The sequence below is a fragment of the Rhizobium sp. BK251 genome (genome assembly GCF_004345245.1).
Lineage (GTDB): Bacteria > Pseudomonadota > Alphaproteobacteria > Rhizobiales > Rhizobiaceae > Rhizobium.
On the sequence record NZ_SLUQ01000014.1, the window covers coordinates 90,028 to 113,112 of the forward strand.

A 23,085-nucleotide genomic window follows, 5' to 3' on the forward strand; every position below is an offset into this window, starting at 1 on the left:
CAGGGACTTTGTACCCAAAGGAAAATGTGACCTATGTCACTGGCGAAGGGGACGCCGCAACGGAGACCACTCGAGGGTGGCGCTTCTGGCATAACCTTGATCTGACGACGCAATTCCTGGTCGTGGCAGCATTGATCATCTGCGGATCGATGGCGGTCCTCGGCGAATGGCTGAGCTCGCAGATTGCAGCAAACCAGCTTCGAAGCCGGGCCGAATCGGGTGCCCTCTACATGGAAGGTTTCCTTGCCGGCCACCTCCAGGAAGGCGCCGACGGCCCGGAGGTCTCGGCACAGCGCCAGAAGGAGCTCGATGAACTGCTGGTCGGGACCGACCTGGCAAGGCGGATAGAGGGCTTCCGGATCTGGCGTCGCGACGGGACGGTGATCTACAGCACCGACAAGGCACTGATGGGCAAGCGACTTCCATCGGCCGATATCGACCGGGCGTTTTCGGGCCACGTCGTTGCCCAGCTGGAGACGGGTCATGATGACGAGACCGGTACCCAACTACGCGACGGGCGACCGCTCATCGAGATCTACGGGCCAATCTATCGCTCCAATATCCGCGAGGTCATTGCGGTCGGCGAAATCTACGAGGAGGCCGGGGAATTCATTGAACAGCGTGACCGTGTTCAGCGGAGAACCTGGTGGATCGTCGGCGCAACCACCGTCGCCATAATGGGGCTGCTCTTTCTCATCGTCCGCCGGGCCAGCAACATCATCCACCGCCAGAGCGTGACGCTGCAGGTGCAGCTTGCAAGTGCACGGGCGCTGGCGGAGCAGAACAGGCAACTGCGCAAGGCCGCCGACCGTGCCCGCATGGATGCCAGCAGGTCGAATGAGAACCTCCTGAACCGCATCGGCTCCGATCTGCATGACGGGCCGGTACAACTGCTCAGCCTGTTGATTCTCAGGTTGGGAACCCGGCCCGTGCAACCTGCCGCGGCCTCCCCGGCGTCGGCAGGGCCGAACGTCGCTCTCGACGATATCACCCCGTCGCGGCTGGCCAGCCGGCTGCTGACGGAATTGCGGGAGCTTTCGAACGGCCTCGTCCTTCCTGAAATCGAGGGCCTGTCGCTGGAGGCCGCCCTTCGCACTGCCGTCGAGCGGCATGAGCACACCACGGGATCCGTCGTCAAATCCCGCTACAGCGGGCTTCCGGCGCGAACGGCCCATCCTTTGAAAATCTGTCTCTATCGCGTCGTCCAGGAAGGGCTCAATAACGCGTTTCGCCATGCGGACGGGCGCGACCAGCGCGTCATCGCCAGCGCCGACGACAAGTTCATCACCATCATGATCACCGACGGCGGACCGGGACTGGTGCAGACGGGACCTACAGGCGACCGCCGCCGGCCGCTTGGTCTGCAAGGCATCCGTAATCGCGTGGAGGCGTTCGGCGGCTCGGTTCAGATCAGGCAGCGGGGCAAATCGGGAATGAAGCTCGTCGCCCGCGTGCCAATAGAGAGCAACAATGCGTAGAGCATTGTCGTTTCTACCCCGCGGAGATGCTATATCTCTTTGTTTTTAAACGATTCCGGACGCAAGACCGCTTCGCATTTTTCTGGAATTGCGCTAATGCCGTAGAATAGGCTCCCGGTCTCGAGGGTCTTCAACTTCGAGCTTCTGCGCCGCGATCAGCACCTCCAGGCGATTTCGCGCGTGCAGCTTCTGCATCAGGATCGTCATGTAATTCTTGACGGTCTTTTCGCCGATATGCAGATCCGCGGCGATCTGCTTGTTCGTACAGCCCCTGAGAAGCATGCTGACGATTTGCCCCTCGCGAATGCTGAGTTTGACCGCGGCCGCAGCAATCTTCCTGCGCGAGGCGACTTTCAACTCTTCGATGACCTTGCACGCAAAGCCGGGCGTTATGAAGGTTTCCCCGCTATGCACCGCCCTTACACCCTGAAGAAGCTCGTCGGCACTGCTTCCCTTCAGGATGTATCCGCTCGCCCCGGCGTTGAGTGCACGCACGGCATAGTCGCTTCTCGTCATGGCGGTGAAGGCCAGGATCTTCGCTTTTCGTGAGCTAGCAACGATATTCGAAATGGCTTCGAATATATTCCCTGGCATTACCAGGTCGACGACGAATACGTCGGGTGCAAATTCGCGGTTGATCTGAAGAGCATCGTTGGCCGTGGTACCCGTTGCCGCAACAATGAAATCTCCGCTCACTTTGAATAAATCGGTCAAACCAGCCAGCATCAACGGATGGTCATCGATCAACGCAACGGAAATCGACCCCATTTCCCACTCGCCCCCATACGTGTCTTACTCCCCGTATCGCCAATAAGGCGCCATTTTTCCGAAACTGTCTATGTAGTGAAAATGGAGTAGGTTCCGGTTGAGCGCTAATACTGCTTTGCGACCAGGGATTTTCTCAGCTGCGCTCAAGGCCCGGTCTCCGATCCCACCGGCGGCCCTCTACGTGTTTATATTTTCGTGGTCTTTCCCTGATCCGCCGCCGCTGAATTTCCCGTCCTCCTGGGGCTAGGCAACGGGGGCCACCCTCGCCCGCCAAGGCTCGGAAAGACGCCCGCGCGGCTTCAAAGTCACTCGAAATGGCCTTGTCAGCTTGATCGGAAATGCTGCGCATCATTCCTCAAGCGGAATCGCGGTGGCAGAAAATCAACGGTTTACCGAAGCGAAAATCTGGCCGAAAACCGCCTGAACGCTATGCGTTGAAAGGTTCGCCGCAGCGGGTTGGCAATGCTGCTGACATTCGCGCACTCACCGCTGGCGCGCATGTCATGATACCTTCGAAGGCCACGACGAAGCCCCGCCACGGCCTACGGTTTGAGATGTCCTCAGACGACCACCAGCTAGCGGATCGACTTAAGCCATTCTTGTCCCCTCTTTCTAAATAGGTATTGTCTCATACTCGGGACGCACAGGCGACACGAACCTGATACCTGCGAAGTTGTCCCATCACCGATAGGTCCAAGGAGAAGCTTGGGTCCGGGACGCTTCGGGCATAAACGCAAAAAGGCCTCGGAGGGGTGGAATCGTAGGGAGATTGCTTGCGAGGCCCGAGTCCACGGAGACTTGTATATTCAGGCGCGTTGGACAATCGACGCGGAAACGATATCCGCAAAGCGCCAGGAGCGGACCGTGCGACTAGCCTCTCCCTACCGCGCCACAGTCCGTCATTTACGCAGGTTTGTTTTGTCGCCGATGTTGCTGGCACATGCGAATGATGCCTGATTTCATCGCGGGCAACGAGTGAGCTTCACCCCCTACACTCTGCCCTCTATCAAGCAAATCGCGAAGGGCTCTCATAAGCTTGAGATCTCTATGTTCGATCTCATTGGGACGCGCGTTTCGTCGGCCGCCAACATGCTTCCTCACCCGTCCCGCCGATCGATCGTATAGATTTTCACAGGCAAGGTCTTGCCCCGAATCGGGGCCGTGCCGAGCGGTCGGGCGGAAAGGCGATCTCCCGCCTTTTCCGCCGTGGTCTCACTGAGCACGATTTCAGCGTCATGCTCCTTCGCGACGCCAACGAGCCTACTTGCAAGATTCACGGTATCGCCGATCGCGGTGTAGCTCAGTCGCTCGGCGGAGCCGATATTACCGACCAGCGCCACGCCCGTGTTGATCCCGATGCGGACGCGGATCGCGTCATGCTTGGGCGAAACCGGCGGCATCGAATGCATCGCCTCGCGAATGGCCTCTGCGGCGCGGCAGGCGCGCAGCGCATGATCCGGCACGTCGTTCGGCGCGTTCCAGATCGCCATAACCGCATCGCCGATGAACTTGTCGACCGTGCCGCCTTCCGCATGTATCGCGGCGATCGACAGCGTCAGGAAGCGCGTAAGGATTGGTTCGACATCCGCGCCGAGCGTCTCCGCCAGTTCGGTAAAGCTGGGCAGGTCGGCGAAGAGCACGGTGATCTCGGTCAGCTTTCCGCCGGGTTTCGGTTCGATGCTGCCCTCCACCAGTGGACGCACGACGTCCACGGGCATGAAACGCGCGAATGCGGATAGACCCGTGGACATGCGTTTGAGTGCCTGGGAGAAATCGTTGAGTTCCGCCAGCGGGGTCGGACTGTGCCGTACGCCGTCGAGGTCGAAGCGCTCGATCGAACGGAGTTGTTCGGCCAGCCGCAGCAAGGGCCTTGCGAAGAACAGGCGAGCGAAGAGCACCGCAATGAGCGACGAGATGAGTGCGATACCGACGACGATGACGAGCACGCGACGGGTATTGCCGTCGATGTCGCCGGCGAATGTTCGCCTCGGTATGGCCGTGATCAAGCGCCAGCCCTCGAAGGGAAGCACGCTCGACGAGACAAATACGGGACCGAGCGCCGGGCTGTCGACCACCGCTCGGAAAGAACCGGTCGTGTTCTGTCGTTCCGCGACGGCAACCGCTGCCGACAGCGTGTCGGACGAGGGGAAATCCGCGAGATGCGCCGCCACTACGCCTTCGGAAGGCTGCGACGTGGCAAGGACCGTGTTGTCACTCGCCTGCACGTAGACCTTGCTGTCCCTGGGCACGTTGAGGCCTTGCAGAGTTGCCGAGAGCCTCTTCAGGCTGACCGCCACCATCACCACTCCCTCGAAATTGCTGAACACCTCGACGCGCTTGGAGACGACGATCGCCGGCTCGAAGCCGTTCGGCAGGACGGTGACGACGCTCCAGACCGGCTCGCCGCTATTCTTGCCGGCGCGGTACCACTGCGAACCTTCAGCGACATAGGGGCTCTCGGCATGCAGGCGGTTCTCGAAGAAGATATCGCCGGGAATGAGCTTGTAGCGATCGCGCCGTAGCGGACGCGGCATACCGGGCATGCCGTTGCCGATCTCGACCATTTCGATGCGGCCGTCGGCCGCGGCGTGGGAACCGAAGAACCGTCCGTCCGGGAAGCCAAATCCGATCCAGGCGATCGCCGGCTGCTCCCGCAGGAGCGACAGGAACAGAAATTCGCGCTTCACCTCGTCGTCCGCCTTGATCGCGCCCTGGAAAAACACCGAACGCACGATTTCCGCCGTGCTCGAAACCAGGGCGAGATGCGAGGCAAGCTCGCTGCGAACAGCGCCGGTGCTCTGCGCATCGAGGCTTGCCACCACGGTCTCGACGTTCGCGGTCGCTGTTCGGTGCCAGATCAAGTGGACAAGCGCCGCTGTCGAGAGCACGGCGAGCAACAACAACCCAGCCACCAGGCGCCCCATCTTGATGCGCGGAAAGGCGCTAGCGTTCATGACGGTCAATGATCAGACGGGCACTGCGATCGTAGCGGAGATATGCGAATGCCCAGTCGAGAAAGACGACAGCGCGATTGCGGAAACCAACGAGGAACCAGAGATGCGCGAGGTTCCAGACGATCCAGGCCGGGAGACCGGACAGGCGCAAATGGCCGAAATCAGCGACCGCCGCCTTTCGCCCGATCGTCGCCATGTTGCCGAGATTTCGGTAGCGAAACGGCGGTGTCTCGTTTCCGGCCATGCGGCTGAGGATGCTGTCGGCCGCATACTGCCCCATCTGCTTGGCGGGGCGCGCTACACCGGGCACTGGTTTCCCGTCGACGCCCGTCGCGGCGGCGGTATCGCCTCCTTCGTCGGTCGCGACACGCATGTCAAAGCCCTTTCTTGATGAAATAGGTCGCCGCCAGATGGTCGAGAGAGATGGCACCTGGGCCACGGAAAAGGATCAGGAGCAGTGGAGCGGTCCACAGAAGATGGTCGGGCCAGTTTTCGGGATAGACGAAGGTCTGGATCGTCGCGATGACTCCAAGGAGCATCAGCGCCGCGAGACGCGAGGCAGCGCCGAGCAGAATCAGGATCGCACCGGTGAGCTCTGCTGCCGTTGCCATGACGGCCGCAATGCCCGGATCGATGAACGGCAACCGGTACTCCATCGCAAAGAGCTGCGTCGTCACCGGCCAGGAAGCGAGTTTGGACTGCGACGACTGCCAGAAGACCTGCGCCACCGCGAGGCGTGAGATGAGTTGCACCAGCGAGAGCGGCACTCTGTCGGCGAGCTGCAGCACCCGGAAGTAGAGGCCGGCAACGCCCCCGGTTGGAGCCATCTGAGTTGTGTTCATCATGGTCATGGTGTCCATCCTTTTCAGCGTTTGTGACGGTCAATGGGTGGGGCGGCGAACGCCTGCAACGAGCCCGGCATCAAAGACGCCGCCAAGGGCGCTGGCGAGATCGAGGTGGGGTGCCCGCACCAGGGTTCTGCTTACCGCAGCTTCCATATCCCTGTGCGCCCTGAGGGAATGGAGAAACCGGAATTGGACTGCGTCCAGCCGAAGAAACCGGATGTCGTCGCGGTCGCGCCAAAGGGCGACCCGTTCCGACCTGCGGCCAATGCGGCCGAGGGCCGCGAGATCACCATTTGCTTGGTGGGCGGACCAAATCTCAAGCGCCGGCCAACGCGTAACCAAAAGCCGCAGCGACGGTTGCAGCCAAAGATTGGGGATGTCCTCCGCCCGGCCGTCGCAGAACTCAGCGAGGCCGCATGCCGGTAGTGCCGGCGCATCGAAGGCCTGGGCGATCCGCCACTCGAGCCTCGCCGTCTCCGCGACGAAGGGCATCGAGCGAGTGCCTTCGAACGCGGCGAGAAAGCGGGGAAATGTCCCCCCATAGCGGACGAGCCTCGGTTCTGTCGGTGGACTGCTCCGGATGAATGCGCCGGCGACATATCGAAAATAGGGCTCCCCGAGGAGTTGCAGGGTCACGGGGAATACCGCGATCAGCGTCGCCGTCAGTGACGCCATCATGTTGTTGCGATAGACGTTGAAACGCAGCAACGGGTCAAAAGAACCTCTTCGCATCAATGGCGCGAGATCGACGGCGCTGTCGGAAAGTATCGCCTGCGCCACCACAGTCTGAAGGGAAAGATCAGAGAGCATTGCTTCTCCTCCCCTTGCCGCCACGGTTGGCGAAGACAGACGGCGTGATGGTCGCGAGAGCAGCGAGCGCCGGCATCGGGCCACGCCCACGGTCCTTGCCGAAGGGAATGACCATGCCATGGAACCCGCCCACGGGCTGCCGTACCGGTGGCGAAACGGCGCGTCGTTCGAATGCAATCGACTGAGCGAGCATGTCGGCCCACATCGCTTCACCGAGCAGCACGTCGAGCGCCGGTACCTCGGTGTCCCACTCGATCAGTGTCGGGCGAGGCCCGATCCGCCGCAACGCATAGGCATAAAGCGACCATACGGCCGGCGGCACGCGCGAACCGTGGTCGTCGATCAGTACGACGTCGCCATCCAATTCATTGACGGCATGACCGGCGAGATGGATCTCGCCGACGGCATGAGCCGGAAGCAGGTCGATGAAAGCCTTGGCATCGAAGCCAAGATTCGCGGCCGAGACATAGACATTGTTGACGTCGAGCAGCAGCCCGCAATCGGTCAGCCGCACCAGCTCGGACAGGAATTCGGCCTCGGTCATGGTCGAGTGGTCAAAGGCCAGGTAGGCGGAGAGATTCTCGATCAGAACGCGGCGTTGCAGCACATCCTGCAGCCGGCGGATATTGGCAGCGACGGTCTTCAGGGCCTCGGCGTCATAGCGCAGCGGCAGGAGATCGTTGAGATAGGCGCCGTCGGCCGTGCTCCAGGCGAGATGTTCCGAAACGAGGTCCGGCTGGAAACGCAGGCAGACCTTGCGCAGGCGCTCGACATGGTCGCTGTCGAGGCCGGCGGCGCTGCCAAGCGAGAGGCCGACGCCATGAATGGAGAGCGGATAGGTTTCGCGCAGGACCTCGAGCGCCTCAACAGCGGGCGAATCGCCCATATAGTTTTCTGCGTGCACTTCCAGCCAGCCAGCCGACGGGCGGCGGCCCAGCATTTCCGCAAGGTGGCGAGAGCGAAGACCGATGCCCGCGGCTGTCGGCACCGGATTGCTCGGAAATATCTTGGACATTGATCTTCCCCTTCGACTGTCTGGTGGAGGCGCGAGTGATCAGGCCTTCGGCTGGGTGCTGGCGCCGGTGATCTTGGTGCAGGTGCCGGCGGGGACGTAAATCCACGAGTCTTTCTGGTTGTCGGCGGTTGCCGTACCGGCGCAGGAATGACTTGTGGTCTGGCAGTCGTTGAGGCCCGCCTTGACGACGCCAAAGCACTTTTCGAACGAGAATTCCGGTTGGGCTGTGGGACCGGCCGACGCAGCCGATGCCGCAATCGACGCCATCGCGGCAATGGTCGAACCAATGAGAAGACGGGTGGCATTCATGGTGAAAGCTCCTGGTTTCGGTTGGCATCAAGCCGTCCATCGACTTGACCGAGTTCAGTGTCCCAGAAGACCCGTCGTGCTTGAAATGCTGTCTCGGCATGGTTTTGATACGCGGCCCCTATGCGGCAATAAAAAAGCCCCCGTCGCGAAACGGGGGCCGAGGAAGGCATCTTAGGGAGGCGGAGATGCCTTCGCTATGCTGCGATCACCAGCTCAAAGGTAGCGTTCGCTGATGTCCACGGTCGAGCGGCTGCCGATGTCCTGGTAGTTCTCGAGCAGCCAGAGCTCGGCGCATTGCCGGCCGCGATCGCGCAGGTCGACGAGTGCACCCCAATCGGCATTGAGCTTGCTGGAGACACTGAGGCTGGTCATTGTCTCATCGTCCGAGATTCCGTGCACGAAGATGCGCTTGAGATTGGGCAGCGGAGCGCTCGCGGCGTCTATGAGATGCGTCACGAAGGCCACGGCCCGCATCTCGCGAAGGAGCGAGGAATTGAAGCTGATCTCGTTGATCCGGTTGAGAATTTCGCTTGCGGTGTGCGGCACCTCCGCGCGCTCGATGGGATTGATGTGCACGACGAGGACATCCGGGGTGTCGCAGCCATAGATCAACGGGAATATCGCGGGATTGCCCATATACCCACCATCCCAGTAGGCCTCGCCATCGATCTCCACCGCCTGGAAGAGGAACGGCAGGCAGGCGGATGCCATGATTGCATCAACCGACACCTCGTCGTTGCCGAACACCTTGACCTTGCCGGTGCGCACGTTTGTGGCGCAGATGTTGAGCTTCACCGGACAGCGAGACATGCGAATGGCATCGAGGTCGATCGACTGTTCGAGCACCTGCCTGAGAGGGTTGAAGTTGAACGGATTGAACTGATAGGGCGACATCAGACGCGTAATCATGTCGAGCATGATGAAGGCGGGGGAGTATTCCAGCGCCCGCGATCCTGTGATCCGGTCAAACAGCGTCGGCTGCAATGGTCCCGACGCGGCCGCGTGGCTTACTCGCCGCCAGAAATTGGCGAGCGCGGCCTGTGCCCCGCTCCTGCCGCCCTCCGCCAGACCGTACGCCATGACGGCGGCGTTCATGGCACCGGCGCTGGTGGCGACGATCCCCTCGAAGGACAATTTGGGTTCGTCGAGCAACCGATCGAGAACGCCCCACGTGAAGGCGCCGTGGGCACCTCCCCCCTGTAGTGCCAGATTGAGTGTGCGCGCCTCGCGCTGCGTAATCGCTTCGGCGGACTGCCGCATGGCCTTGGCCTCAACGTGTTCGTTCATCATCTCCTCCATTGAAAAAGAGCCCTACTGCGGCTCGTCAGTGCGCCGTCCAGCCACCATCGACCGGGATCGCCGCCCCCGTGATGGACGCGGCGAGATCGCCGCACAGGAACACCGCCAAAGCCCCCATTTCCTCCACGGTGGCGAAGCGCCTGGACGGCTGGTCCTTCAGGAAAACGTCGCGGATCACCGCGTCTCGGGGGATGTTGTGGGATTTGGCCTGGTCGTCGATCTGGTGCTCAACAAGCGGCGTCCAGACATAGCCGGGGCAGATGGCATTCGACGTCACGCCGAACTCGGCGCCTTCGAGCGCGATCGTCTTGGTGAAGCCCACCATGCCGTGTTTGGCCGCGACGTAGGCCGACTTGAACGGAGAGGCCACCAGGCCGTGGGCCGAGGCGACATTGATGATCCGGCCGTAGTTGCGGCCGCACATCCCGTCGAAGGTCGCCTGCACGAGGTGGAAGGCGGCGGAGAGGTTGATCGCCAGGATCGCATCCCACTTCTCGGCCGGAAACTCGCCGATCGGCGCCACATGCTGAACGCCTGCATTGTTGACGACGATGTCGATCTGGCCGAAGCGGGCATTTGCGCGCTCGACCATCATCCGGATGGCATCGCGGCTCGACATGTCGGCGCAGTCATAGACGACATCGACATCATTCTCCTCGGCGAGTTCGGCGCGCAGCGCCTCGATCTCGGCGGCAACACCGAAGCCGTTGAGCATCACCGCGGCTCCTGCCCGCGCGAGCGCCTGGGCTATGGCGAGGCCGATCCCGCTCGTCGAACCGGTGACGATCGCGCTTCGCCCTTCCAGCGGCTTGCGGCCAACCATTGCGTTCATTTCAGAATCAAGAGCGTTCAGCATGGCGTTCTCCATTGCAGTCAGCGGCGCTCAGAGGCGTATGGCTGTCACAATGGAACGACATTCCTTTTCGCGGAAATGCCGCCTCGGCATGGAATTGATAATTGGGTCGCATTGGCGGAAAATGCCGGCCCAATTAGAATGCGTGCGAACGATCCAATCGTAAGAGGCTCTAAAACCGGGGACGGCAATGGATATTCATCATATCCGATATTTTCTGGCCGTATGCGAGACACGTAATTTCACCCGCGCGGCAGAAAAGTGCCATGTAACGCAGCCGGCTTTGAGCCGCGCCATCCAACAACTGGAGGACGAGGTCGGGGGCCTGCTCTTTCGGCGCGAACGCAATCTCACCCATGTCACCGACCTCGGCAACCTTCTCCGACCGCGCTTCCAGCAGGTCCAGGATGAACTCCTCGGGGTGCGGCAGGAGGCCTCGCGCTTCCTTTGTCTCAACGAAGCGCATCTCAAGGTGGGTATCATGTGCACCATCGGACCGCGTCGCTTCACCGGCCTGCTCACCGACTTCAACATGCGCCACAAGGGCATCCAGCTACAGCTCGTCGAGGGCATTCCCACCAGGCTTTCCGATCTTCTCGAATCGGGCGAGATCGACGTCGCCCTGATGTCGAACGCCACCGGCTTTCCCGAACGCTATGACGTCACGTCGCTGTTCCGCGAACGCTTCATGCTGGCCTTTCCCGCCGGCCATCGGCTTGGCCAGTACGATGCCATCCCGATCGCGGCGATCGACGGCGAGATCTATTTGAGACGGGTCAATTGCGAGTATTGGGACTACCTCACCGACATTTGTGACGAGCAAGGCGTGAAGACGATCGTTTCCTACTCCAGCGAGCGCGAGGACTGGATCCAGAACCTAGTGGCCGGCGGACTCGGGATATGCTTCATCCCGGAATACAGCGCCGTCATTCCGGGGCTGCAGATCCGCCCCGTCACAAAGCCGGAAGTAACGCGGGAGGTTTGCCTCGTCACGGTCGCCGGTCGTCGTTTCTCTCCCGCGGTTTCGACCTTCGTCGGCGCCGTGAAGTCCTACGGCTGGGCGTGCCCTTCGCCGCGCCCGCATTGAACTAGCCCGCCCCAACTCTTTTTTCCGCTCCGGTCCGCCCGGCGCGCGGCACCTCCTTGCGCCGCGGCGCCGGCGATAGCGTGGAGCTATGAAAACCAGAAACAGGCGGCATTTCAAACCAGCAGCCTCGTTCGCCATGATCCTTCCATGCCCGCCGCAACTCAGCCGGCGGGCCAACAGAGGAGAACCTTCATGCCGATTGAACGCAAGACAAACCGCATGCCCTTTGCCGCAATGCTCGCGCTCGCCACGGTGACGGTCGGCGCAGGCCTGACCTCTTCCTCGGCCCTTGCAGGCGACTGCCCCGCCGGCAAGGTCGCCGAAATGGCCATGGCCCCCGGGCCCATGATGCCGAAGGGCGTGACCGACGAGGTGATTTCCTCGATAGATCTCTCGCCCAAGGGCGATGCGTGGAAGGCCAGCATGCTGCGGATGCGCAAGCTCGTGGTACAGCCGGGCGGTATAGTGCCGTGGCATTCGCATGACAGCCGTCCCGCCAATATTCTGGTCGTGTCCGGATCGATCACGGAATACCGCAGCACCTGCAAAGTCCCGATCCTCCATAAGCAGGGCGACGTTACCGCGGAGTTCGGCCACTTGTCCCATTGGTGGAAGAACAACGGCAAGGTACCCGCCGTACTCTACTCGGCCGACATCCTGACGTCCGAAGCACAGCAGAATGAATCGATGTGACCGGCGTCAAGCCGACATCAGCGCCTCATCTTGGTATTTCCGGCGCCACAGCCGGAAATGCCCCACCCCAAAGGAGGAACAGCCATGGCCGACCTCGGAGACATCATGCACAGGACGCAGGCCGTCGCGGCGGCGTCCAGAGCGAACAACTGGCGCTACGCGCTGATAGCAATCATCGCTTTCCTGACATTGGTGGACCTGTTCGCGGCCCAGGCGGTGCTGCCGTCGCTGGTAGAGAAGTTTAATGTCAGCCGCGCGACCATGGGCTTTGCTGTCAACTCAAGCACATTCGGCATGGCGGTCGCCGGTCTTGTCGTGGCGCTGTTCGGAAGCAATATCGACCGACGTCGCGGTGTCTGGATCAGTCTTGCAGTTCTTTCGATCCCGACATTGCTGCTGGCCTTCACCGATGACATCGTCGTGTTCACTGTCCTTCGCATCGCGCAGGGGCTCTGCATGTCGACGGCCTTCACCCTGACGGCCGCCTACCTCTCCGAACATTTCTCCGCCGACACGGCGGGTACGGCGCTCGCAGCCTATGTCACGGGCAATGTCGCCAGCAACCTCTTCGGTCGCATCCTCTCGGCGTCGGTCACCGGACTTGGCGGGCTCCCAGTCAATTTCATCATGTTCGCGGGCCTCAACCTTGTCGGCGCGCTCATAGCCGCCTTCACCATGACCACCGCCGCCCGGATGATGAGGGTCAACGAGACTGGGGCGTCTTCCATGCACCTGTGGAGAGCCCATCTCCGCGATGCCGAGCTCACACGCGCTTTCGCCATAGGCTTCCTGATCCTCTTCGTGTTTATCGGGACCTACACCTATGTGAATTTCAGACTGGTTGCGCTCGGCGTGCCGCCGATGGCGCTGGGCCTCGTCTATTTGGTTTTCCTGCCGTCGATCCTGACAACACCTCTCGCCGGGCAACTGGCTGGCCGGGTCGGGTCGAGGCTAGGTATCGTTCTCACGCTTGCTATGGCCGTCATTGGCCTCATGGCTCTCGTCAGCCACAAGCTTCCCGTCGTACTGGCCGGCCTGGCGTTGATCGCCGTCGGCACCTTCCTGGCTCAGGCGATGGCCACGGGCGTCGTCGGCCGCAGGGCAAGAAGCGACAAGGCGGGAGCGAGCGGCATCTACCTCGCCTCGTACTATGCGGGCGGCCTCCTTGGGAGTCTCGTCCTCGGCCAGCTCCACGACCGCTTCGGTTGGAACTCCTGTGTTCTTGCACTGGTGGTGGCGCTTTGCCTTGCCATAAGACTGGCAAACCGGCTGCAGGCCGACGTCGCACCGGTCCGTCAATGAATGACCATCCGCAGGGCATCGAACGGCCACGTGCGCTCCTTTCGATCGCCTCCCTTCCACGGCGCGCACACCAAATCCATGGAGAGCGCATATGAAACACCTACACCGTCCGTTCTTTGCCCTGGCACTCGCTTTGGCGATCGGCCCGGCTGCCGGCGCGCAGGCTGACCCCTCCGACGGCGTTGTCGTCCTCAAAAGTCAGTATTCGATCGAAGAGACCGTGCAGAAGATCAAGGATAACGTCGCCGAGAAGCACATCACTCTCTTCGACGACATCGACCAGGCGGCACTTGGCAATGCTGCGGGAAACAAGGTTCGTCCGTCGCGCCTGATCGTATTCGGCAATCCGGCGTTGGGCACGACATTCATCACCGCAAACCCTGTCGCGGGGTTGGATTGGCCGGTGCGCGTTCTCGTCTACCAGGCTGAAGACAGCTCGGTGCACGTCGCTTACACGGATTTCGACTGGATTGCGCGACGCCACGGCATCAGCACTCGCGAGAAGGAATTCAAGATGGCGACCGAAGTAGTCGAGGCTGTCACAAACACGCTATCGGCCAGATAGAACGGTCAGCGGGCTTCCTACGTTTGGCAACATTGGGAGCCTGTCCGTCCTGTTTTGTTTTCCTTGAAGGGCAGCCCAAACTCGTGGCTGCGGTGCCTCCCGAGAGAAAGACGCATTTCCTCGTGCCGTGGCGCCTTTGTGCCTCCGCGGCACGAGCCGGCTCGAGGGTAGGCTCAGCGCTACCGCAGCTACACAACGCCCAATTCGGCTGCAATTTTGGCTTCCTGGGAGCGTCACCTGAGCCGTAGGTCCGTTGCTCCGCCGTTCTACCTGATAGCAGGTGGCACAAACTTCGCACACTGTCTGGAGAAATGACCGATCTGGTGCCGGAAGCGGACTGACGACCCCAAGGGCGCGGTCTCCGATTTGTAGACATCACTTTCGTCCATACGCGGATTGCCGCCAGTAATCGTCAACCCGGATTCAGCTCGGACAAATTCTGCCAATGTAAGCAATCTCAATCTTCGATCAGAGACGTCATGTTTGAAGATCTTGCGGATTTCACTGAAGCTGAGAAACTCACTCATCTGAGCCCCGCCAGGAGGACTGCATGATGAGAAACCCCTTCCTGCATCCTAACCGAGTATTTAGCTCGGGATTCTACAGGGATGCTGACCCCGACTTTGAGGTGCGCACAACGCTTGGAAGAGTGGCATCAGGTGCCGCTGATATAGGGGAGGTTTTGTCGACAATTGCCGAGATCGACGAAGGGGATTCTCAGGCTTGGTTCGACCGGTGGATGGCACTCGGCGAGCGGGTTCAGACGATTGCAGAGGAAAGTGCCGCGCGTGGCCATCTTGTCAGTGCAGCCGGCTCGTATCTCCGCGCATCGACATATTTCGGCGTCGCTCTTGGCAGCATAGATCGGCTGGATAGCGATGAACTGCTAGTACCGACCTTCCGACGACATCGCGAGGCTTGGGACAGGTTCGTCGATGCAACATCGGCCAAGACCGAGCGGGTGGAAATTCCCTATGAGGGCATAACCATGCCGGGGTATCTCTTCAAGCTCACGGGCACCGACGCAGAACGCTGCCTGATCCTCGTGAACGGTAGCGACGGCACGTTGAGCGGCCTTTGGGGTTGCGCCAAGGCCGCTCTGGAGCGGGGCTATGCTGTCCTGATGTTTGACGGACCAGGCCAACAGTCGCTCCTGTTCGAAAAAGACGTGCCATTCCGCTTCGATTCGGAAGCCGTCATTACCCCCGTAGTGGATTTCCTACTCGAGCGTCCGGACGTCGGCTCGAATCGTCTCGCTATCTACGGTGTCAGCCAAGCCGGTTATTGGGTGCCGCGCGCCTTGGCGTTCGAACATCGGATTGCTGCGGCAGTGGCCGATCCGGGCGTGGTCGAAGTCTCAACGTCCTGGATTGAGCATCTTCCGTCGGGATTGAGGAAACTGCTCGCCGAGGGCAACGAGCGGCGGTTCGACCTTGAGATGTCCTTGGGAATGAAGCTTTCACGCGAGACGTCCAGGATGTGGAATTTCCGGGCCAGGCCTTATCGGCAAGACGGCTACTTCAAAACGATCCAGGAGGTATTGAAATACAATCTGACCGACGTGGTCGGTCGTATCCGGACGCCGATGTTCATCACTGACCCAGAGGATGAGCAGTTCTGGCCGGGCCAGGCCAAGCAGCTGGCCGATATGCTCCCGGGCGAGAAAATGCTCTCGACGTTTACGGCGGCAGAGGGTGCTAATTTTCACTGCCAGCCGCTCGCGCGTACGCTTACGGAACAGCGCATGTTCGATTGGTTGGATGACGTTCTGACGCGTTAGACCTTCGCCATATCGAGCCTGGCATACCAGGCGCATCACCGACAACACTGCTGGCGGCGGCTCAGGTGCGTGAAGTTCGCAAGGATCCGGACAGAGTGGTTAGAGAAGCGTGTCGCCGCTTTCAAATAGGCTGCCTTCGGCCGCAAATCCGAAAAGGCTCGATCCCGAGCAATTCGATCTCGCACTGGAAGACCTGGAGACCGTCATTGCTGCCGTCCACGCCGACAGCCTTCGGGAAAATCAGCATTATTGGGCCCCCGAGCCTGATACCTCGGGCGATCCCTCACGTCTATTGGCCCTTCGTGTCCTGACGTGGATACCAATACCAAGGTATCGCAGACACCTTGGTACAATATCGCGGCTCGATTTTTGGCGCGATGATCCTGGCAGAGCGAAGGACGCCGCGGTCGTCCGCCACCTTCGCGGGTCGTAGCCGGATTGACGGATCAATCGACGACCAAGCGATCGACCGCCACCTGGCAGACGAAGGTTTCCGCGTAGCAAGAACGGAGGCAGGCATGAATGAGCACAAGACTGTGGTGATCACCGGGGCTTCGCAAGGCATCGGGGCCGGATTGGTCAAGACGTTCCTTGACAAGGGTTGGAACGTCGTCGGCACGTCCCGGAACATCAGCGAGACGACGCAGCTCGACCGCGCTGGCCGCCTCGAACTGATCAACGGGGACGTCGCGGATCCGGAAACCGCCGAACGCGTCGCCAACACAGCAGTCGAGCAGTTCGGTTCAATCGATGCGCTCGTCAACAATGCCGGAGTGTTCTTCACCAAGCCCTTTCTCGAATACACCATAGAGGACTTCCGTCATCTGGCGGCGACGAACGTCGAAGGATTCGTTCATTTCACCAAGCATGCCGTCAGGCAGATGTTGCGCCAGAAGTCCGGGGGAAGCGTGGTCACCATCACGTCGTCGCTGACGGACCACCCAATCGCCGGCGTGACGGCGTCCCTGCCGATGATTACCAAGGGCGGCCTCAACGCGATCACCAAAAGCCTCGCGCTCGAATTCGCCAGGGATAATATCCGTGTAAACGCGCTTTCGCCGAGCGTCGTGGACACACCCCTGCATGCGAAGAACCCCAGGGATTTTCTGGAATCCCTCTCGCCGATGGCCACAATCACCGCTGTCCAGGAGATCGTGGATGGCGTCGTCTATCTAACGGAATCTTCGAATATCACCGGGGAGGTGCTGCACGTCGACAACGGCGCACATCTTGGAAAATGGTAGTCGCAAGCGCGGAAGCGCGTATACGGGAACTCGGCCTTATCATCCCCACCGCGCCCACTCCGTTCGGGGCATATGTCGAGGCAGTACGGGTCGGCTCGCTACTTTTCCTGAGCGGCATGCTTCCCGTCGTCGTGCACGTCCCGCTTTATACTGGGCTGGTCGGCAAGGACATCTCGGTCGCAGACGGTTACGACGCCGCTCGAACCGCATGTCTGAGCGGTCTTGCCGCTGCCCGGTCTCATCTTGGATCGCTCGACAGAATACGGTCAATCGCCAAGCTGGGCGTCTACATTGCCTGCCCGTCCGATTTTCATGAGCATCCCAAGGTCGCCGACGGGGCTTCCGAGTTGCTGCGCGACGTATTCGGCGCCGCCCGGCTCCCGCCCCGCATCGTGCTTGGCGTTTCCAGCATACCGCTTGGAATGCCCGTCGAGATCGAACTCGTCTGCGAGATTGAATCCTAGCGAAACGCGTTCGCTCCCAAACCCAAAAGTGGAGGCAGTCATGGAAACCAGACCACCAACCGCGACAAGCACCATCGCCCTGTCGTCGACGTCTCTGGCCGCCACAGCTCTGCTCTTGTTTCCCGTGCTCGCTCTTTCCGGTCAGACGAAGGTGCTTGATGGAAATGGGCTTCAGACGAACCCTGACATCGAGGCGCGCCTCGGGCACTACACCCAGACTTTGGCCGACAAGTAGGCCGAAGCCGCGCCCGCGCGTCAGAACGGCAGGCCGCGCGGGCGCACAGTTCATCCTGCCAGTTGTCCACCAAAGGGAATCGCGCGGTTCCCAGCCGCGAATACGGCGGTGTGGTCATTCGCACCGACAACCCAACCAGCCTTGGAGACGTCACATGCACAGCATCGAAAACCAGATCGTCGATTCCAGCTTTTCGGCAATCATCAACGCTCCCATCGAAAAGGTGGATATTCCGAAATGGTGCTTCACTCTGCCGGAGAAGGAATACCAGGGCTGCTCGCCGGCGCACATTGCCGCGGGTTTCACGACCGCGGCTGACGGCACGCGCATGTCGATCAATGTCGAGACGATCGGTGGCAGCCTGATGGTCCAGCATTACCTCGAAACCCTTGGCGAGAAGGATCATCTCATCCTCGATTCCGATTCCGACGTGTTCACGCCGAATGGCCGGGTGACGATCCATGTCACCTGGGAGCTAAGCGTCAAGAAACTCGACGCGGGCCGATGCGAATTCACCAACCGTGTCAGGTCATATGCGACGGACGAAATGATGGCCTTCCTCGACCGCCAAGGCATTCCCTTCGAGATTTTCCGGACCCAGCGGCAACCGATGTCGATCGCACACAACAAGGGTGAAACGCCCCTTTTTGCGGCGAGCATCGAGCGGGCGGCGCTGAAGAACGCCTCCTCCACGAAAGCGGCCTGACGAGCGGAGGCGTATCACATGGCCCAACTGTCCTTCGACCGGAACAATACCGGTCTGCTGGTGGTCGATCCGTACAACGACTTCATCTCCGAAGGCGGGAAGATCTGGCCACGGATCAAGGAGGTCGCCGAGGCGAACAACTGCGTTCCGCACATGCTCGAGGTGCTGACTGCTGCACGGAAAGCAAGCCTCCGGGTCTTCTTTGCGATGCATCATCGCTATCGGGCAGGCGACTACGAGAACTGGAAGTTCGTGGCGCCTATCCAGCGTGCGGCCTGGCACCGCAAAAGCTTCGAATTCGGGACGTGGGGCGGTGAATTCCGTGCCGAATTCGTGCCGGTATCTGGCGAGGTCGTCGCGTCCGAACACTGGTGCTCCAGCGGCTTCGCGAACACCGATCTCGATCTCGAGCTTAAGCGACACGGCATCCAGCGGATCATCGTGATCGGGCTGGTGGCCCACACCTGCATCGAGGCCACCGTCCGGTACGCAGCGGAGCTTGGTTACGACGTGACGGTCGTGAAAGATGCGGTTGCGGACTATTCTTCAGAAATGATGCACGCGGCGCTGGAGGTCAACCTTCCCAGCTATGCCAGCGCTATCGTCGACACCAAGGAAGCCGTCGCGGCGATCGCACTTGCATAAGCGGCGTAAGCTTGCATCTCGGCGGTCACCAGCACCCCGCGGGCTTCCACGCGCACGCCGGATCGCCCATCAAAAATTAAAAAGTAATACTTTTTTGCTCTCAAGGGTTGGCAGGTCCCTCGGCGGCACCTATCTGAGTTCGAAAGCCAATCGCTGCCGACTTATGTCGATCCTCCTATTCTGTATAGGGAGGCGGTCATGGCTCCCCAATTCGAAAGGATCCACATGACACTCTCCGGCGACCTTCGCATCGGCGGCGCAAACGTGCGTGGCGCGGCTGCGACCTTCTCCGCAACAAACCCTGCCAACGGCAGCCCGATGGAACCGAGCTTCGCCGGCGCGACGAAGGAACAGGTGGAGAAAGCCACGGCTTTGGCGTGGGACGCCTTCCCGGCTTACAAGGAGACGTCGCTCGATGAACGAGCGCGCTTCCTGGAAGCCATCGCTGATGGCATCGTCGCACTCGGCGACGATCTCGTCCTGCGAGCTATCGACGAAACTGGCCTGCCGCGCGGACGAATCGAAGGCGAGCGCGCCAGAACCGTCGGACAGCTTCGTCTGTTCGCGAAAGAGGTCCGCGACGGCAAGTTTCAGGAACTTCGCTTCGATCCGGCTGACGCTGACCGCAAACCCGTCGCGAAACCCGACCTTCGGCTGAGAAACATCGCTCTCGGCCCGGTCGCCGTATTCGGAGCATCCAACTTTCCGCTGGCATTCTCTGTCGCTGGCGGTGACACCGCGTCCGCCCTCGCCGCCGGCTGTCCTGTCGTCGTCAAAGCGCACTCCGCCCATCCCGGAACGTCCGTGCTCGTTGGCAAAGCCGTCATGGATGCTGTCGCGGCATGCGGGCTTCCACCGGGGACGTTTGCGCTTTTGTTCGATGCAGGGTTCGAGGTCGGACAGACCCTCGTTGCCGACCATCGGATCCGCGCCGTCGGATTTACCGGTTCGCGCCGGGGCGGCACCGCGCTGATGAAGATCGCGTCGGAGCGGAAGCAGCCGATACCCGTCTATGCCGAGATGAGCAGCATCAATCCCGTCATTCTTTATCCGAACGCGCTTCGTAATCGCGGATCCGAGATCGGAACATCGTTTGCATCCGCTCTAACCCTTGGCGCTGGCCAGTTCTGCACCAATCCGGGCCTGATCATCGCTGTCGACGGTCCGGCGCTCGACGCGTTCATCGAAAGTGCCACTGCAGCGATTTCGAAGGCGCAGGCCCAGACCATGCTGACGGGCGGCATCTGCGAGGCCTATCGCAAGGGCGTGGCAAGGCTGTCGTCGTCATCGTCCGTCTCACAGGTCGCTGCAGGGAAGGACGGAACTCCCCATCAGGCTGCTGCCGCACTCTTCGAGACGACAGCCACAGCGTTCCTCGGCGACCCGGAGCTTCAGGAAGAAGTCTTCGGCGCCTCGGGACTGATCGTCCGCTGTCATGACGAAGCGGAGCTACGTGGAGTCGTCGAATCCTTGGATGGTCAGTTGACCATCGCCCTGCACGTGGATGCCGAGGACTTCGCGGCCGCCTCGACGATGATCCCGCAGTTAGAGCTTCTCGCGGGCCGACTTCTCGTCAACGGCTTCGGAACCGGGGTCGAGGTATCCCCGGCGATGGTCCATGGGGGCCCGTATCCGGCCACGTCAGACGGAAGATCGACCTCGGTCGGGACGCTGGCGATCTATCGCTTCCTGCGGCCAGTCTCCTACCAGGACTTCCCGGCTGAGCTGCTTCCGGAGCCGCTCAGACGGCCGTAAGGGCCTCCGGGGGGTTTCGATGAAGACGTCGTGGAGGCATGGACGCTTCCACGACCAACCTGCCCCGAAGCGAGGTCGGCGCGCCTGGAGCCGGATGCTGGGAGCCTCCATGAAGGGCGCCTGGGCCGACTCTGCTAGCGTGGAGGCGGCGTCGAACTCGAAGACACCGCAGAAGTGCGCGTCTGGGACTCGACGGCGGAAAGGCGATACCTCGTGCTGCCACAACAGCCGGAGGATACAGAGGGCCTGGACGAGGACTCTCGCGCGATTCGCGACCCGCAATTCGATGATCGGCACTGAAAGGAATCTTTCGTCGTTGCTAAGAGGCCGCTGATGGACGGAGTCCACGATCTCGGGGGCGGGAAGGCTTTGGCCCAATTAAAGGGTTGGGCGATAGTGAACTTTTCCATGAAGACTTGGAAATGCGCGCTTTCGGATTGGCGCAGGCCCCCGCCGGCGACAGCGACTGCGACTGCGACTGGTCGATTGACTGGTTCCGGCACTGCCGCGAGTTGATCGTTCCCGCGGACTACCACGCCGATGAGGCGAGAGCGTATGTCAAGAATCCACGCAGCTACGCGGTTGAAATCGACGCTCCGGCGTTGTTTGCCCTCGGGGGGGCCGTGCGTGGGAAGATGTCGGGGCATTCGGGACATACTCGTCTTCCCGGTTATGTCCGCGGCAGAAGGGGAAGTATCTTCGCCCATCATGGCGGGCATGTCTTTCCGGATGCGTCTGCACGGGGAGAACAAAGGGCGGAGCACCTTTATACGATCAGCTTCGCCGCGTCGGAGCTTTGGCCGGAAGCAAAGGACCGGCGGGATTGCGTTTTTGTCGATCTTTGGGAGAGCTACCTTGAACTTGCCTGATCGCGGCTGCGGGCCGTTGAGGAGGAGAGACGGCGAACCGATTTTCGCTGAGCCGTGGCACGCCCAAATAATGGCAATCGCCGATCTATTGATTGGGTCGGGCCCAATTCCGCAATCACAATGGACCCAAACCTTGGGCAAAGAGCTCCGTCTCGCAAGGCTCGCCGACAGTGCTGACGATACGTCCACCTATTACACTGCCGTGTTGTCCGCGCTCGAGCGTATTCTCGATGCTGGAGGGAACGTCTCATGCGTAGAATTGGCACGCCGGCGCGAAGAGTGGCGGCAAGCCTATTTGCATACACATCACGGCCAGCCAGTGGAGCTTGAGTCCCGATTTGCCAAAACTTCAGACTAGGCCATACTAAATCGCATCGCTTGCGTGTTTGCGTCGGACGGTTCGGAATGAGTACGCCTCCTTGTTGCGCAACTGCAACCCGCCTTGTCAATGCGTCATGTCCGCCTTGCAGCGGAAGCGGCCGCTGGCTCAATGACCACCATGAGGCGCAAACAAGTCGTCCAGCCCGGTCGCTGGCGACGTCTGCTTCCGGGCAGCGGACAAGCTGGTCTCTGCGGCCGACATGGGGGCGCAAAGCCGCTCGACATGCGCGCATCGGCTGTCAGCTTCGTTCTCGGGATCACGAAGTGGCGCTGCGACGTCGAATGGCCTGCAAAACCCCTCAAACTGCCTGCATGTAATCGGCCACGCTGTAGCAGTGGCTTGCCTGATAGGCATTTCGCCCGCGGTTCATGTGCGTCAGGTTGAACGTGCGAATGGCGCACACAACGCGGCGGCTCCCGAGCAGCTTGCGGATCGAGACAGAGCCGCGCACATTGATGCCGAAAATGTCCGCACCACGCGGGAAGAAATAACTGATGTCCTCTGGCTCCACCACGCTTTGCTCGAGAAAGGCTTCGTCCACCCGGCTCGGCGTGGCTGAACGATCGGTTGTGAAATCCGAAAGATGCAAGATGAATCTGGCGCGGATATCGTCGCCTTGAGCATAGAGCGTGAAAAGCTCCATCCAGCTCGCATTGACGCGTACGAGCGGCTTGTCCGATGTCGACGGCAGACAGGAAACCGACCAGTAGTATCGCTCGGTCTTGCGCAGCAAGGGAATGCAGTTTGGACCGTACAGCCCGAGGATCTCCAGCACTTCCCCCGCTTGCGGGTGACTAAGTAGCTTCTCAAATCGAGCGACATACTTGAAGCGCTGTTCCAGGGACTCTGAGCGGTCGCCCCCGTCCGGCAAGTCGATCTTGCCCGCGATCCAATCGCGCTGCTGCTCGAGATCAAGGAATTGCCGCACACCTGTGGCTCTCCGGCTTGAGGTCGCGTCCATGTCAGACGTCCTGCGAAACTCGTATGCTGGTCACCAGCCGACTCCTGTGTCGCGCCCAATGCGCCT

General features: G+C 60.9%; 25 protein-coding genes and 2 pseudogenes. 17 read left to right on the plus strand and 10 right to left on the minus strand.

Translation table 11 applies throughout. The features are described from left to right. The first annotated feature begins 8 nt into the window (after positions 1–8). Positions 9–1,478 carry an ATP-binding protein gene (locus EV286_RS28785; protein WP_132960684.1) on the plus strand — a complete coding sequence of 490 codons (1,470 nt, stop codon included), beginning with the start codon at positions 9–11 and terminating at the stop codon, positions 1,476–1,478. A 93-nt stretch (positions 1,479–1,571) separates the two neighbouring features. Here EV286_RS28785 and EV286_RS28790 read toward each other — a convergent pair whose 3' ends face one another. The 9 genes from EV286_RS28790 to EV286_RS28830 all read right to left on the minus strand — a co-directional run bounded on the left by EV286_RS28790 (position 1,572) and on the right by EV286_RS28830 (position 10,334). Further along, positions 1,572–2,246, minus strand: coding sequence for a response regulator transcription factor (locus EV286_RS28790; RefSeq protein WP_132960685.1), 675 nt, complete (start codon positions 2,244–2,246; stop codon positions 1,572–1,574). Positions 2,247–3,343: 1,097 nt separating this feature from the next. Further along, positions 3,344–5,200 (minus strand): adenylate/guanylate cyclase domain-containing protein, encoded by a 1,857-nt coding sequence (locus tag EV286_RS28795; protein WP_132960686.1) that lies wholly within the window; start codon positions 5,198–5,200, stop codon positions 3,344–3,346. After that, complete coding sequence (locus EV286_RS28800) at positions 5,190–5,573, minus strand: hypothetical protein (RefSeq protein ID WP_245500865.1); 384 nt, start codon at positions 5,571–5,573, stop codon at positions 5,190–5,192. The genes EV286_RS28795 and EV286_RS28800 overlap by 11 nt, the downstream gene beginning before the upstream one ends. Position 5,574: 1 nt before the next feature. Continuing rightward, a complete protein-coding gene (locus EV286_RS28805; RefSeq protein ID WP_132960687.1) occupies positions 5,575–6,051 on the minus strand; it encodes a DoxX family protein in 477 nt (158 codons plus the stop codon). A gap of 30 nt (positions 6,052–6,081) precedes the next feature. Next, on the minus strand, positions 6,082–6,855 hold the full coding sequence (locus EV286_RS28810; protein ID WP_132960688.1) for a putative DNA-binding domain-containing protein: 774 nt from the start codon (positions 6,853–6,855) through the stop codon (positions 6,082–6,084). Then, positions 6,845–7,870 carry a DUF692 domain-containing protein gene (locus tag EV286_RS28815; RefSeq protein WP_132960689.1) on the minus strand — a complete coding sequence of 342 codons (1,026 nt, stop codon included), beginning with the start codon at positions 7,868–7,870 and terminating at the stop codon, positions 6,845–6,847. The genes EV286_RS28810 and EV286_RS28815 overlap by 11 nt, the downstream gene beginning before the upstream one ends. Positions 7,871–7,909: 39 nt before the next feature. Next, positions 7,910–8,179: a DUF2282 domain-containing protein gene (locus tag EV286_RS28820; protein ID WP_132960690.1), complete on the minus strand. Its 270-nt coding sequence runs from the start codon at positions 8,177–8,179 to the stop codon at positions 7,910–7,912. Between the two features lie 213 nt (positions 8,180–8,392). Then, complete coding sequence (locus tag EV286_RS28825; protein ID WP_245500870.1) at positions 8,393–9,439, minus strand: patatin-like phospholipase family protein; 1,047 nt, start codon at positions 9,437–9,439, stop codon at positions 8,393–8,395. Between the two features lie 64 nt (positions 9,440–9,503). Further along, positions 9,504–10,334, minus strand: a complete 831-nt coding sequence (locus EV286_RS28830; protein ID WP_132960692.1) for a 3-hydroxybutyrate dehydrogenase — start codon at positions 10,332–10,334, stop codon at positions 9,504–9,506. A 187-nt stretch (positions 10,335–10,521) separates the two neighbouring features. On the opposite strand from EV286_RS28830, the gene EV286_RS28835 reads away from it, so the two are divergent. The 16 genes and pseudogenes from EV286_RS28835 to EV286_RS32905 all read left to right on the plus strand — a co-directional run bounded on the left by EV286_RS28835 (position 10,522) and on the right by EV286_RS32905 (position 22,034). Next, a complete protein-coding gene (locus EV286_RS28835; protein WP_132960693.1) occupies positions 10,522–11,418 on the plus strand; it encodes a LysR family transcriptional regulator in 897 nt (298 codons plus the stop codon). 192 nt (positions 11,419–11,610) lie between these two features. Continuing rightward, the gene (locus EV286_RS28840) at positions 11,611–12,111 is read left to right on the plus strand and encodes a cupin domain-containing protein (RefSeq protein ID WP_132960694.1); all 501 of its coding nucleotides are present in this window, start codon (positions 11,611–11,613) and stop codon (positions 12,109–12,111) included. An 84-nt stretch (positions 12,112–12,195) separates the two neighbouring features. Then, a complete protein-coding gene (locus tag EV286_RS28845; protein ID WP_132960695.1) occupies positions 12,196–13,413 on the plus strand; it encodes an MFS transporter in 1,218 nt (405 codons plus the stop codon). A gap of 91 nt (positions 13,414–13,504) precedes the next feature. Further along, positions 13,505–13,978: a DUF302 domain-containing protein gene (locus EV286_RS28850; RefSeq protein WP_132960696.1), complete on the plus strand. Its 474-nt coding sequence runs from the start codon at positions 13,505–13,507 to the stop codon at positions 13,976–13,978. Positions 13,979–14,528: 550 nt separating this feature from the next. After that, on the plus strand, positions 14,529–15,758 hold the full coding sequence (locus tag EV286_RS28855; RefSeq protein WP_132960697.1) for an alpha/beta fold hydrolase: 1,230 nt from the start codon (positions 14,529–14,531) through the stop codon (positions 15,756–15,758). Positions 15,759–15,769: 11 nt separating this feature from the next. Beyond that, positions 15,770–15,984, plus strand: a pseudogene (locus tag EV286_RS28860) (transposase); the annotation flags it as partial. Between the two features lie 292 nt (positions 15,985–16,276). Beyond that, positions 16,277–17,002: an SDR family oxidoreductase gene (locus EV286_RS28865; protein ID WP_132960698.1), complete on the plus strand. Its 726-nt coding sequence runs from the start codon at positions 16,277–16,279 to the stop codon at positions 17,000–17,002. Further along, a complete protein-coding gene (locus EV286_RS28870) occupies positions 16,996–17,466 on the plus strand; it encodes a RidA family protein (RefSeq protein ID WP_132960699.1) in 471 nt (156 codons plus the stop codon). The genes EV286_RS28865 and EV286_RS28870 overlap by 7 nt, the downstream gene beginning before the upstream one ends. Positions 17,467–17,506: 40 nt before the next feature. Further along, a complete protein-coding gene (locus EV286_RS28875) occupies positions 17,507–17,701 on the plus strand; it encodes a hypothetical protein (RefSeq protein ID WP_132960700.1) in 195 nt (64 codons plus the stop codon). 154 nt (positions 17,702–17,855) lie between these two features. Then, on the plus strand, positions 17,856–18,407 hold the full coding sequence (locus tag EV286_RS28880) for a hypothetical protein (protein ID WP_132960701.1): 552 nt from the start codon (positions 17,856–17,858) through the stop codon (positions 18,405–18,407). Positions 18,408–18,425: 18 nt separating this feature from the next. After that, positions 18,426–19,052 carry an isochorismatase family cysteine hydrolase gene (locus EV286_RS28885; RefSeq protein ID WP_132960702.1) on the plus strand — a complete coding sequence of 209 codons (627 nt, stop codon included), beginning with the start codon at positions 18,426–18,428 and terminating at the stop codon, positions 19,050–19,052. Between the two features lie 225 nt (positions 19,053–19,277). Further along, positions 19,278–20,807: an aldehyde dehydrogenase (NADP(+)) gene (locus tag EV286_RS28890; RefSeq protein ID WP_132960729.1), complete on the plus strand. Its 1,530-nt coding sequence runs from the start codon at positions 19,278–19,280 to the stop codon at positions 20,805–20,807. A gap of 174 nt (positions 20,808–20,981) precedes the next feature. Further along, on the plus strand, positions 20,982–21,107 hold the full coding sequence (locus EV286_RS28895; RefSeq protein ID WP_348633590.1) for a nitrile hydratase subunit alpha: 126 nt from the start codon (positions 20,982–20,984) through the stop codon (positions 21,105–21,107). Between the two features lie 68 nt (positions 21,108–21,175). Continuing rightward, positions 21,176–21,334, plus strand: a pseudogene (locus EV286_RS32900) (nitrile hydratase subunit beta); the annotation flags it as partial. After that, positions 21,320–21,676 (plus strand): SH3-like domain-containing protein, encoded by a 357-nt coding sequence (locus EV286_RS28900; RefSeq protein ID WP_348633591.1) that lies wholly within the window; start codon positions 21,320–21,322, stop codon positions 21,674–21,676. The pseudogene EV286_RS32900 and the gene EV286_RS28900, both read left to right, overlap by 15 nt. Beyond that, positions 21,669–22,034, plus strand: coding sequence for a hypothetical protein (locus EV286_RS32905; protein WP_348633592.1), 366 nt, complete (start codon positions 21,669–21,671; stop codon positions 22,032–22,034). Before EV286_RS28900 ends, EV286_RS32905 begins: the two co-directional genes overlap by 8 nt. 322 nt (positions 22,035–22,356) lie before the next feature. Here EV286_RS32905 and EV286_RS28910 read toward each other — a convergent pair whose 3' ends face one another. Continuing rightward, positions 22,357–23,019, minus strand: a complete 663-nt coding sequence (locus tag EV286_RS28910) for a hypothetical protein (RefSeq protein WP_132960704.1) — start codon at positions 23,017–23,019, stop codon at positions 22,357–22,359. Positions 23,020–23,085 lie beyond the last annotated feature (66 nt).

What these genes read in the sequence shown, in the direction of transcription:
- EV286_RS28790 (WP_132960685.1), bottom strand. Translation starts at nt 2,246, where the DNA reads ATGGGGTCGATTTCCGTTGCGTTGATCGATGACCATCCGTTGATGCTG.
- EV286_RS28795 (WP_132960686.1), bottom strand. Translation starts at nt 5,200, where the DNA reads ATGAACGCTAGCGCCTTTCCGCGCATCAAGATGGGGCGCCTGGTGGCT.
- EV286_RS28800 (WP_245500865.1), bottom strand. Translation starts at nt 5,573, where the DNA reads ATGCGTGTCGCGACCGACGAAGGAGGCGATACCGCCGCCGCGACGGGC.
- EV286_RS28805 (WP_132960687.1), bottom strand. Translation starts at nt 6,051, where the DNA reads ATGACCATGATGAACACAACTCAGATGGCTCCAACCGGGGGCGTTGCC.
- EV286_RS28810 (WP_132960688.1), bottom strand. Translation starts at nt 6,855, where the DNA reads ATGCTCTCTGATCTTTCCCTTCAGACTGTGGTGGCGCAGGCGATACTT.
- EV286_RS28815 (WP_132960689.1), bottom strand. Translation starts at nt 7,870, where the DNA reads ATGTCCAAGATATTTCCGAGCAATCCGGTGCCGACAGCCGCGGGCATC.
- EV286_RS28820 (WP_132960690.1), bottom strand. Translation starts at nt 8,179, where the DNA reads ATGAATGCCACCCGTCTTCTCATTGGTTCGACCATTGCCGCGATGGCG.
- EV286_RS28825 (WP_245500870.1), bottom strand. Translation starts at nt 9,439, where the DNA reads ATGCGGCAGTCCGCCGAAGCGATTACGCAGCGCGAGGCGCGCACACTC.
- EV286_RS28830 (WP_132960692.1), bottom strand. Translation starts at nt 10,334, where the DNA reads ATGCTGAACGCTCTTGATTCTGAAATGAACGCAATGGTTGGCCGCAAG.
- EV286_RS28835 (WP_132960693.1), top strand. Translation starts at nt 10,522, where the DNA reads ATGGATATTCATCATATCCGATATTTTCTGGCCGTATGCGAGACACGT.
- EV286_RS28840 (WP_132960694.1), top strand. Translation starts at nt 11,611, where the DNA reads ATGCCGATTGAACGCAAGACAAACCGCATGCCCTTTGCCGCAATGCTC.
- EV286_RS28845 (WP_132960695.1), top strand. Translation starts at nt 12,196, where the DNA reads ATGGCCGACCTCGGAGACATCATGCACAGGACGCAGGCCGTCGCGGCG.
- EV286_RS28850 (WP_132960696.1), top strand. Translation starts at nt 13,505, where the DNA reads ATGAAACACCTACACCGTCCGTTCTTTGCCCTGGCACTCGCTTTGGCG.
- EV286_RS28855 (WP_132960697.1), top strand. Translation starts at nt 14,529, where the DNA reads ATGATGAGAAACCCCTTCCTGCATCCTAACCGAGTATTTAGCTCGGGA.
- EV286_RS28865 (WP_132960698.1), top strand. Translation starts at nt 16,277, where the DNA reads ATGAATGAGCACAAGACTGTGGTGATCACCGGGGCTTCGCAAGGCATC.
- EV286_RS28870 (WP_132960699.1), top strand. Translation starts at nt 16,996, where the DNA reads ATGGTAGTCGCAAGCGCGGAAGCGCGTATACGGGAACTCGGCCTTATC.
- EV286_RS28875 (WP_132960700.1), top strand. Translation starts at nt 17,507, where the DNA reads ATGGAAACCAGACCACCAACCGCGACAAGCACCATCGCCCTGTCGTCG.
- EV286_RS28880 (WP_132960701.1), top strand. Translation starts at nt 17,856, where the DNA reads ATGCACAGCATCGAAAACCAGATCGTCGATTCCAGCTTTTCGGCAATC.
- EV286_RS28885 (WP_132960702.1), top strand. Translation starts at nt 18,426, where the DNA reads ATGGCCCAACTGTCCTTCGACCGGAACAATACCGGTCTGCTGGTGGTC.
- EV286_RS28890 (WP_132960729.1), top strand. Translation starts at nt 19,278, where the DNA reads ATGACACTCTCCGGCGACCTTCGCATCGGCGGCGCAAACGTGCGTGGC.
- EV286_RS28910 (WP_132960704.1), bottom strand. Translation starts at nt 23,019, where the DNA reads ATGGACGCGACCTCAAGCCGGAGAGCCACAGGTGTGCGGCAATTCCTT.